The organism is Burkholderia sp. SRS-W-2-2016, from assembly GCF_001931485.1.
Taxonomy (GTDB): domain Bacteria; phylum Pseudomonadota; class Gammaproteobacteria; order Burkholderiales; family Burkholderiaceae; genus Paraburkholderia.
The window spans coordinates 1-10,510 of sequence record NZ_MSDV01000004.1; the positions used below are offsets into that span (position 1 = coordinate 1).

Sequence of the window (10,510 nt, forward strand, 5' to 3'; positions counted from 1 at the left end):
GGTGGGGGCGGTGGCGCCGGTGGCGGTAGGCCTCGCAACACGGTCGGACGATTCGCTGGCCATCGCGGCGCTCGGGGAAATAAAAAAGGGGGACAGCGTAGCACGGCGTTCGGCGCCGGGGAGTTAAGCGCCGGGAGCGCAAGGCGCGCGAGTGTGCCGGGCACGTTGAGCGACGCACGCAACGTGCTGCGGCCGCGCCGGATTCTCGCGGTGAGTCAGACAGGTTCAGCGGATTGCCGGGTTGCGGGATGGCCGGCACGCGTCAGCGGCGTCGCGGTGCGCGCATCGAGCGGGCGCACGCATCGAGTCCCGCTTCCCGGGTTGCATCGTCCGATCCGCGGGCACGCGCCCTTCAACCCTCACCGCTCACGGAAACGCCTGCGGCTTCGGAATCCCCGCGCCGTGATCGATATCGTCGACCGCCTGACGATGCGCGCTCGCGACCGCCTCGGCCTCGTCCGCATAGCCGGCGTCGCCGCCGACCGTGGTCCACGTTTTCACCGCTTTATCGCGCTGACGGATTTCGTATTCGGCGTCCCAGCGTGCGCCGTTCAGTTCGAGCGGGCGCACGTGTATCGAATACACGCCGTGTTGGAACAGTTGTTCATCCATGATCGTCTCCACAGCCGGCCGCTCCGGCCGATCCGGCAGCGGCGCAGTAGCCGCCGCCCGCTTCGGCGCCTGCGCGCGGGCCTGCAAACGTGCCGCGCGCCGCGCAAAGTCCGGCCTACAGTTCGAGTTCCCCGAGGATACGATGGGCGAGCGCTTTGGCTTCTTCGAGCGCTTCTAGCGGCGTCGACGACGTCGCTTCGACTTCATAGACGGTGGTTTCCTGATCGGTGCCTTCGCCTTCGTCGCGCGCGAGGGTGACGATGCCTTGCCAGGCATCCTGGCCGACGTCCCTGATCGATGCAGTGGCCGTGTAGAGCCCTTTGGTGTAGGTGACGTCTTCCATAGCCTCGCTCCTTTTCGCAAGGAATTGAATCTTCATCCTAGCACCGCGTTGCGGATTCGGCTGAGCGTGACAGCGGCGTCGCGCGGCGCGGCGGCTTCGACATCCGCCACGCTACGCGCGCCTCAAGGCAGCAGAGTTACAGCCCGGCACAGCGGGCTTGAACGACGCTCACAGCAGCGCGACCACTTCGTCGAGCGTCGGCGCATGCGCGCCCGCATGTCCGCAGGCCGCCGCGCCGGCCGCCAGCGCGAACGCCAGATGCTCGGGCCACGTGCGCTGCGGCGCGCTCATCAGGCTGAACAGCAGCCCGCCGATCGATGCATCGCCGGCGCCGACCGTATCGACCACCTCGACGCGCGGCGGCTTCGCCTCGATCAGCGCGGCGCCGTCGATCAGCAGCGCGGTCTCCGGCCCGCGCGTGACCAGCACGGTGGCGGCCGGATTCAGCGCGCGCAGTTGCGCGAGCGCGGCGGCTTCGTCGTCGGTCTTGAAGATCAGGCGCAGGTCTTCGTCGGAGACCTTGATCAGGTCCGCGAGCGCGGCCATCTTGCGTAGCGTCGGCTCGTAGCCGTGCTCCATCAGATTGCGATAGTTCGGATCGAAGCTGATCTTCACGCCATGCGCGCGCAACTGCGCGGCGAGCGCCGCGAGCGTGTCGCCGAGCGGCTGGCGCACGAGGCTAATGCAGCCGAAGTGCGCCCACTTCACCTGCTGCATCCAGCCGTCTGGCAGCCTGGCCGGATCGAATGCGAGATCGGCGCCGTTCTCGCCCATGAAGAAGTACGCGGGCGGATGGGTCTGATGGACGATCGCCAGCAGCGGCGGACGCTCGACGCGCTGCATGAAGCGCATGTCGAGACCGGCGGCGACGCTCGCGTCCCACAGTTCGTCGGAGAAATTATCGACGCCGAGCGAGCCCGCGCAGGCGGTCGGCAGGCCGAGCCGCGCGACGCAGCGCGCGACGTTCCAGCCGGCGCCGCCCGGGCGCGATAGCCATTGCGACGCGCCGGTGCGCACGAGGTCGGTGAGGATGTCGCCGGCGGAGACGAAAACGGGGAGTTCGGTGCTCGCGCTCATCATGCTTTCTCCGCTGGGGTCGCCGCCGGGTTTGTCGCGAGGTTTGCCGCTGCGTTCGCCGCATCCGCGCCGGCGTCCGCCGCGCCCGTCTCGTCGCCGAGCGCATGAACGAGCACCTCGTAGCACGCGCCCATCGTGTGATAGTCGGTCTTGCCGGCCGGGCTCTTTTCGTCGCTGTACTTGCGGTTGTCGCACGTGAGGATTCGGTACCACGCGCCGTACTTGTGATCGACGAAATGCGTCCAGCTATAGCGCCAGATCTCGTCGTACCAGTCCCAGAAGCGCTCGTTGCCGGTGCGCTTGCCGAGCAGCGCGGCGGTCGCGAAGGTTTCGGCCTGCACCCAGAAGTACTTGTCGTGATCGCACACGGTGCCGTCCGGGCCGAAGCCGTAGTAGAGGCCGCCGTGATCTTCGTCCCATGCGTGGGTCATCGCCGCGTCGAACAGTTCGATCGCGCGCGGCAGCAGCCACGGCAGCGGACGGAAGCGTTCGAGAATCAGCAAGAGCTTCGCCCACTCGGTCTGATGGCCGGGCTGGAAGCCCCACGGCCGGAAGATGTTCGAGCTGTCTTCCTCGTTGTAATGCCAGTCGACCGACCAGTCCGCGTGAAAGTGCTCCCACACCAGCCCCTGCGACAGCTTCGCCTGACGCAGCGTGATATTGGTCGCGACCCGTTCCGCGCGATCGAGATAGACCAGGTGGCCGGTTGCCTCGTGCGCGGCGAGCAGCGCTTCGGTCGTGTGCATGTTCGCGTTCTGGCCGCGATACGAGCTGACCCGCCATTCGGCCGATGCTTCGTCCGCGTAGAGGCCGGCGGCCGGGTCCCAGAAGCGGTGTTCCATCAGCTCGAAGGTCGCGCCGATCATCGGCTTCGCTTCCTCGATGCCGGCCATCGCCGCATGCGAGTACGCGAGCAGCACGAACGCGAGACCGTAGCAGTGGCGGGTCGCGTCGAGCGTGCGCTTCTTGCCGTCGTGCCATTCGAGCTCCCAGTCGTAGCCCTCGTGCTGCGCGTCCCAATGCGCGTCGCGCAGAAAGCGCAGGCCGTGGCGCGCGTACTCGAGATGCTTCGGATCGCCGAACTGGCGATACGCCATCGCGTAATTGAACACGTAGCGGCAACTGCTCACGAGGTGCCGGGTGGTGCGGTCGTAGATCGAGCCGTCGTCGCGGAAGAAATGGAAGAAGCCGCCGCTCGGGTCGAACACGTTCGGCGCGTAAAAGCGCAGCGTGTCCTCGACGTGGCCGAGCAGGAAGTCGCGGCTGCGGAAGCTGGCGACGGGCGGAGCCTTCGCGGCGTCGCCGGAAGGGTGAAGCGGAGCGGATTGCGTCATGGCGTTTTCACCAAAGTACTGGCACGGGCAACGAGTTGAACGGGCAAGCGGACTTCGAGCTCGGCGGGCGATTCTTCGAGCAGCAGTTCGACGCCGCGGCGGCCGAGCGCGTCCTTGTCGACGGCGATCGTCGACAGCGGCGGGGTGGCGTGGGCGGCGGCGGGGATATCGTCGAAACCGATGATCGCGATGTCGTCGGGCACCCGCAGGCCGCGCGCGAGGCACACGCGCAGCGCGGCGAGGGCGGCCGCGTCGTTGAACGCGAACACCGCGTCGGGGGCCGGGCCGGGCGCGTCGAGCAGACGCTGCATCGCGCGCGCGGCGCCGGTGTCGGGGTCGAGGCCGGCGTCGATCGTCACTTCGAGCGACGGGTCGAATAGCAGCCCCGCTTCGAAGAACGCGCGCCGGTAGCCGAGCGCGCGCTCGGCGATGCTGAAATGCGCGAGCGAGCCGCCGATGAACGCGACCCGCTTGCGCCCCTGCTCGAACAGATGGCGCATCGCGAGCCGGGAGCCGGCGGCGTTGTCGAGATTCACCGAGCGCAGGCCCGGCGACCACAGGTCGATCAGCACCAGCGGGCGCTGCATCGCGACCAGCGTGGCGAGCGTCTCGGGCTCGACGAAGCCGGCGATCGCGACCGCGTCGGGCGCGTGCAGGCGCATCTGGTGGATCACGTCCTCGGTCGGACCGGCGGTCAGCACCGACGGCACGATGCCGCGCTCGCGGCACGCGTCCTCGACGCCGTGCAGCACGTGCGAGAAGAACGGGCTGGCCGCGAAGTTGTTGTGCTGACGATGCAGCAGAAAGGTCAGGCGGCGGATGCGCGGACGCAGTTGCGCCGGGTCGTAGCCGAGCTGGCGCGCGGCTTCGACCACGCGTTCGCGGGTGGCCTCGGAGAGGCCGGGCTGGTTTTTCAGCGCGCGCGACACGGTGCCGATTGAAACGCTGGCCGCGCGGGCGACGTCGCGGATGGTTGTAGCCATCGAATCAGACTGCCGCGCGGGGCGCGGCTTGGCAGTTCAGGTTCGGGCGATTGTATAGTAAAACGCCAGCGAAACAGTCCGACCAAGCCTGCGTCGACACCCGTAAATACCCGTATCTTCAAGGCTTACAGGTCGATTTCTTGTTTAGTAAAAGAGACTAAACAATGTCCGAAAAGCGCGGGCCGGAAGCCGCCAGGAATCGTCCTATCCCATCCGGCCGAGGCGACAGCGGCGCCGTTTGCGCGTGAAATAACCTCCATGTCGACGCGCGCGGCCCAAAAGAAAAAAGCCGCGCGAGGCGGCTTTTTTCACTCGAACAAACGACGCTCAGGGAGGGCGCTTATGAATGTCCTGTTGGGATCGCGGGGAGGGTCACCGCCGCGCGACCGCGGCGGCCGGGCGCGTGGCGCCGCTCTCGTTCTCGCCGCTGGTGTCGCGCGCGCCCCAGCGCTGCGCGAGCGCCGCGCACACCATCAGCTGGATCTGGTGGAACAGCATCAGCGGCAGCACGATCGCGCCGACTGCATGCGCCGCGAAGATCACCTTGGCCATCGGCACGCCGGCGGCGAGACTCTTTTTCGAGCCGCAGAAGATGATCGTGATCTGGTCCGCGCGGTTAAAGCCGAGCCGCTTGCTGACGAAGATCGTCGCGGCCAGCGCCAGCGCGAGCAGCACCGCGCTCACCACCACGAGGCCGCCGAGCGCCGACAACGGAATGGTGTGCCACAGGCCTTCGTTGACCGCTTCGCTGAACGCGCCGTACACGACCAGCAGGATCGAGCCCTGGTCGACGAACTTCAGCACGCCGCGGTTGCGCTCGATCCACTTGCCGATCAGCGGACGCAGCAACTGGCCGGCGATGAACGGCACCAGCAATTGCAGCACGATGTTGCCGATCGTGTGCCACGGCGAGGCGCCGCCGCTCGCCGCCTGATTCGTGACGATCAGGCTGACGAGGGCTGGGGTCACGAAGATGCCGAGCAGGCTCGACGCGGACGCGCTGCATACCGCGGCGGGCACGTTGCCCTTGGCAATGGACGTGAACGCGATCGACGACTGGACCGTCGACGGCAGCGTGCAGAGGAAGAGGACCCCCGCGTAGAGCGACGGCGTCACAAGGGGCGAAAGAACGGGTTTCAGCGCGAGGCCGAGCAGCGGAAACAGCGCGAACGTGCTCAGCATCACCACCAGATGAAGACGCCAGTGCGTCGCGCCCGCAATGATCGCTTCGCGTGAGAGCTTGGCGCCGTGCAGGAAGAACAGCAGGCCGACCGCGATATTGGTTACCCAGTTAAAGCCCACCGCGGCTTGCCCGTGCACGGGCAGCAGGCTGGCGAGGATCACGGTGGCGATCAGGCACAGGGTGAAGTTATCGGGCAGGAATTTCGGTCGGGCCATAGCGGAATCTCGATTCGATGACGCGGAATTAGCACGGTGCGGGCCTGTTCGGCGCCCGGGCCGTTGATGGAAAGCGGCTATTGTTGTCGAAAATCGATTAAATAGGCAAATTCATTTGCCGAATCGATTAATGCATAACGCGCATTGGAGCGCATGGACGGTGCGCTTAGTTTGGCCTTCCGACGCGCTTGCGCGTGAGTGCAGCATTCAGTATTGGCGACAGTCGTGCGTGGGGCCAGCCCGTTATGAGGGCGCTAACGCTAGCGGTGGTTTTTACGCATTTCGCGGAGTCGTTCCGAGGCGGCGCGCGGGCCCGCCGGCAAGCCGTTTCGGCCGCGTCACGCAAGCGCTCCAGGCCGCTTCACGCAAGGCCTCTGTCGTAGAAAAACGTCGCAGTAACAAGGTGTTACATCCACCGACGAGGCATAACACTTTTTGGCTCGACACCCTCTGCCGGCGCCCATAAATTACCGTTCAATGGCCGCAGGGATACCCGGCGCCGCGACAGTTGCGCGGCACTTTTTACTTCAGTCCCGCTACAGGTCCATCGCAGCTCGAACGGTGGATTTCAGGCAAGTCTTCGGGCGTGAGAGTCACAAGGTGGACGGGTTGTCGAGAACGAGGCACTGGGCGTGGGGCGCGATCATCGCCGTACTGTGTTCGTTCGCCTATGCAAAAGGGGCGGGCGTGCCGCACGGCGGCGGTGGCGCGTATGGGCGCGGCGGCGCGGACCGCGCGATGCACATGCAGATGCGTGGCGGCGGCCCCTATGACGGGATGGCCGCCGAGCGCGGTTTCCGTGAGCCACGCACTTCGCGCGGCGGCGGTATCGCCGAGGCGACTTACAGTTACGGCTTCAACGGGTCCAAGTCGGGTGTGCGGCGGGTCGGTGGGCCGGTCGAGCGCGCCGGCGAGCGCGGCCGCATCCCGTATCCGGGCGTGATCACGCCGGTCAGCGCGGAAACGCGGCCGGTGCCGCGCTCACAGCAGAACGTGCCGATGCGCAACGGCTCGATCCGCGCCGACGTCGCGCGCTATAACGAAGAGCGCGGCCCCGGCCGAGCGTTCCCGCGTCCGAACGACGATCCGCGCCAGCCCGAAGGGTCGCCGTACCGCAATTAGCTCAAGCCGGTGTACCGCGAAGCCGTGCGCGCTTCGCGACTGCGCTTCGCTTTCTTCCATTCGCTCTCCTGATCTGTCGGATTTCCCCAATCTGACGTATCGACGCCACACTTTTTTGAAAACGCTCGGCATCGCAGTATCCGCCGGCGTCAAATCTTGGCATTCTGCCGCGTCGCATCATCCGGGCGTTATTCGAGTCGTCTCCACGCTGGTCCGCCTGACGTTCGCGGCATGGCGCGGCGCGTTCGCGCAGCCGCCCGATGCCCGCATTCCGTATTCGCAAGCGCTCATATCAGGCCGATAACCGGCGAATCTATTCAGATCGATATACCGGCAATAAGCAGCGATATTTTTGTTCATAAAAATGATCCGCAAAGATGTCCCAGCCCAGATTGGCTCGGCCGTCGACCGGATAACAACAATGGTTCGCGCGAGCGCCCCCTGTCGCACAGCCACACCCTTTTGACAAAGCATTGGAGATCCCATGAATACAAGCCTCAGCAGCGCGCTGAAGTTCACCCTGAAGGCCGGCTCGTGTGCGGCCGTGCTGGTCGGCGCGTCGTCGGCGTTCGCGCAATCGAGCGTGCAGCTCTACGGCCAGGTCGACGAATGGGTCGGCTCGCAGAAATTCCCGGGCGGCAAGTCGGCGGCGGTCGTCTCCGGCGGCGGGATGTCGACCTCGTACTGGGGCTTCAAGGGAACCGAGGATCTGGGCAACGGCTATAAGGCGATCTTCACGATCGAAGGCTTCTTCCGCGCGCAGACCGGCTCGTACGGCCGCTTCGACGGCGACACCACGTTCTCGCGCAACGCGTACGTCGGCATCGAGGCGCCGTGGGGCACGGTGACGGCCGGCCGTCTGACGACGCCGCTGTTCGTGTCGACGATCCTGTTCAACCCGTTCATCGATTCGTACGTGTTCTCGCCGATGGTCGCGCACACGTACCTCGGCCTCGGCACCTTCCCGACCTACACGACCGACCAGGGCGTCACCGGCGACTCGGGCTGGAACAACGCGGTGTCGTATGCGTCGCCGAACTTCAACGGGCTGTCGGCGACCGCGATGTACGCGCTCGGCAACACCACGCAGAACGGCGCGAAGAAGTGGAGCGGCCAGGTGCTGTACTTCCACGGCCCGTTCGCGGCGACCGCGGTGTACCAGTACGTGAACTTCAACAACACCCCGGGCGACCTCGGCAGCTTCGAGACCTCGGGCGTGCCGGGTCTGCGCAGCCAGAGCGTCGCGCAGGCTGGCGTGTCGTACGACATGAAGTTCGTCAAGCTGTACGGCCAGTACATGTACACGTACAACAACCAGCAGGTCACCAGCTGGCACGTGAACACCGGGCAGGGCGGCGTGACCGTGCCGTTCGGGCCGGGCTCGGTGATGGCGTCGTATGCGTATTCGCGCAACAGCGGCGGCCTGAACCAGACCCGTCAGACCGCGGCGCTCGGCTACGACTACCCGCTGTCGAAGCGCACCGACGTGTACGCCGCGTACATGTACGACAAGTTCACCGGCCAGTCGAGCGGCAATACGTACGGCGCGGGGCTGCGCGCGAAGTTCTAAGCGCGGCGGCGGCCCGAGCCGCTTGAGATCCCCAAACGCGAAGCCCGCGCTCCTTTTGCTGGAGCGCGGGCTTTGTCGTTTCTGGCGGGCGCGCGCCGTGCATTCCTGGTGGTTCGCTTATCACGCGTGGCTCATCGCTGCCTGGCGGTTCGTTCGCCACGCGCGGCTCATCCATTCCTGCCTCAACCACGCGCCCTTGTGGCTCGGCATGCTCAATCACCCGCTCGCCACACTTTGCTCACCATATCTTGATAAACCCGGCAAAATGGCGGCGATTGATTCCCGGAGCGAGCGACCGACATGGATACCCTCGTCAGCATGAAAGTGTTTCGCCACGTGGTCGAGGCCGGCAGCTTCGTCGGCGCGGCGGAGCGGATGGAGATGTCGGCCGCGATGGCGAGCAAGCACGTGATGCATCTCGAACAGCAGCTCGGCGCGCGCCTGTTGAACCGCACCACGCGCCGGGTCGCGCCGACCGAGGCGGGCCGCGAGTACTACGAGCGGCTCAGCCAGGCGCTCACCGAACTCGACGAAGCCGGCCAGGCGGTCGGCGCGGCGAGCGTGGTGCCGCAGGGGCGGCTGCGGGTGTCGTCGCTGTCGGCGTTCGGGCTCAATCACGTGATGGCCGCGGTTGCCGACTACGCCGCGCAGTATCCGCAGGTCACCGTCGATATGACGCTGTCCGACCGGGTCGTCGAACTGATCGACGAGGGCTTCGACGTGGCGATTCGCGCGTCGCCGGGCGGGCTGAAGTCGTCGTCGCTGATTGCGCGGCAGATCGCGACCGCGCACCTGGTGCTGTGCGCGTCGCCCGCGTATTTGCGCCAGCACGGCGCGCCGAAGAACGTCGCCGATCTCGCGCGCCACAACTATCTGCAATACGCGGGCGTGTCGGCGCTGGAAGTCGCGACCGGCGATGCGTCGTCGCGCGTGCGGCTGTCGGGCAATCTGATCGTCAACCAGCTCGAAGCGCTGCGGGTGGTCGTGCTGCACGGCGCGGGCATCGCGGTGCTGGGCACCGAGGTGATCGGCAGCGATCTCGCCGAAGGGCGGCTCGTGCCGCTCCTGGTCGACGAGGTGCCGCCGCGCGAGCTGCCGATCCACGTGATGTACACGAGCCGGCGGCATCTGTCCGCGAAGGTGCGCTCGTTCGTCGACTTTCTGGCGGCGCGTTTTGCGAATGAGGCGCTGTGGCCGTCGCTGGAGCAGATCAAGGCGCTGGCGGTGCGGTAGCGGGGCGGCGCGGCTTGGGCGGCTTTGGCGGCTTTGGCGGTTATGCAATGCGCCGCCAACCGCCGCGCGATCCGGCCACCGGACGCCCGCTAGCGGCTCACTGCCGCCATACCCCATTTAGCTATACTGATCGGCAACACCCATCAGCTAGATGAACTGGGGGAGACATGACCGATCTGTCCACGCCGCAGCGCGCCGGCAGCCACGAGCTGCCCGCCGGGCGGCGTTTGCGTTTCGTCACCGCGGCCGCATTGTTCGACGGCCACGACGCGTCGATCAACATCATGCGGCGCATCCTGCAGGCGAGCGGCGTCGAGGTGATCCACCTCGGCCATAACCGCTCGGTCGCCGAAGTCGCGGCCGCCGCGCTCGATGAGGACGCCGACGGCGTCGCCGTGTCGAGCTACCAGGGCGGCCACAACGAATATTTCCGCTACCTGGTCGAGTTGCTGCGTGCCGGCGGCGGCGAGCGGATCAAGGTGTTCGGCGGCGGGGGCGGGGTGATCGTCCCCGAAGAGATCGCCGCGCTCGAACGCGATGGCGTCGAGAAAATCTACTCGCCGCACGACGGCCAGCGGCTCGGCCTGCAAGGGATGATCGACGACATGATCGCGCGCTGCGTCGAAGGCGCGCGCGCGGCGGAGGCGGCGCGGCCGACGCCGGTGGATAAGTGGCTCGGTGAATTGAATGCGCAGCGCTTATCGCGGCGCGGTGAAGCGGAAGCGCGATCGGAAGCCGCCGCCGAAGCCGCCGCCGCCGAAGCCGCCGAAGCCGCCGAAGCCGCCGAAGCCGCCGAAGCCGCCGAAGCCGCCGAAGCCGCCGAAGCCGCCGAAGCCGC

General features: G+C 66.7%; 10 protein-coding genes. 4 read left to right on the forward strand and 6 right to left on the reverse strand.

The window, feature by feature from the left end:
• Positions 1–366 precede the first annotated feature (366 nt).
• From BTH42_RS01290 to BTH42_RS01315, 6 genes are all read right to left on the reverse strand, one after another.
• Positions 367–612 carry a hypothetical protein gene (locus BTH42_RS01290; protein WP_075294969.1) on the reverse strand — a complete coding sequence of 82 codons (246 nt, stop codon included), beginning with the start codon at positions 610–612 and terminating at the stop codon, positions 367–369.
• 115 nt (positions 613–727) lie between these two features.
• Complete coding sequence (locus tag BTH42_RS01295) at positions 728–955, reverse strand: hypothetical protein (RefSeq protein ID WP_075294956.1); 228 nt, start codon at positions 953–955, stop codon at positions 728–730.
• Positions 956–1,123: 168 nt separating this feature from the next.
• On the reverse strand, positions 1,124–2,032 hold the full coding sequence (locus tag BTH42_RS01300; RefSeq protein ID WP_075294971.1) for a carbohydrate kinase: 909 nt from the start codon (positions 2,030–2,032) through the stop codon (positions 1,124–1,126).
• Complete coding sequence (locus BTH42_RS01305; RefSeq protein WP_075294958.1) at positions 2,032–3,366, reverse strand: AGE family epimerase/isomerase; 1,335 nt, start codon at positions 3,364–3,366, stop codon at positions 2,032–2,034. The genes BTH42_RS01300 and BTH42_RS01305 overlap by 1 nt, the downstream gene beginning before the upstream one ends.
• Positions 3,363–4,349: a LacI family DNA-binding transcriptional regulator gene (locus BTH42_RS01310; RefSeq protein ID WP_075294960.1), complete on the reverse strand. Its 987-nt coding sequence runs from the start codon at positions 4,347–4,349 to the stop codon at positions 3,363–3,365. Before BTH42_RS01310 ends, BTH42_RS01305 begins: the two co-directional genes overlap by 4 nt.
• A 372-nt stretch (positions 4,350–4,721) precedes the next feature.
• The gene (locus BTH42_RS01315) at positions 4,722–5,747 is read right to left on the reverse strand and encodes a bile acid:sodium symporter family protein (protein ID WP_075294962.1); all 1,026 of its coding nucleotides are present in this window, start codon (positions 5,745–5,747) and stop codon (positions 4,722–4,724) included.
• Between the two features lie 600 nt (positions 5,748–6,347).
• On the opposite strand from BTH42_RS01315, the gene BTH42_RS01320 reads away from it, so the two are divergent.
• The 4 genes from BTH42_RS01320 to BTH42_RS01335 all read left to right on the forward strand — a co-directional run.
• Positions 6,348–6,869: a hypothetical protein gene (locus tag BTH42_RS01320; protein WP_075294963.1), complete on the forward strand. Its 522-nt coding sequence runs from the start codon at positions 6,348–6,350 to the stop codon at positions 6,867–6,869.
• A gap of 484 nt (positions 6,870–7,353) precedes the next feature.
• Positions 7,354–8,439 (forward strand): porin, encoded by a 1,086-nt coding sequence (locus tag BTH42_RS01325; protein WP_075294965.1) that lies wholly within the window; start codon positions 7,354–7,356, stop codon positions 8,437–8,439.
• A 300-nt stretch (positions 8,440–8,739) separates the two neighbouring features.
• Positions 8,740–9,672, forward strand: coding sequence for a LysR family transcriptional regulator (locus BTH42_RS01330; RefSeq protein WP_075294967.1), 933 nt, complete (start codon positions 8,740–8,742; stop codon positions 9,670–9,672).
• 167 nt (positions 9,673–9,839) lie between these two features.
• Positions 9,840–10,510 (forward strand): cobalamin B12-binding domain-containing protein (locus BTH42_RS01335; RefSeq protein WP_256701690.1); only part of this gene is annotated, 671 nt, incomplete at its 3' end.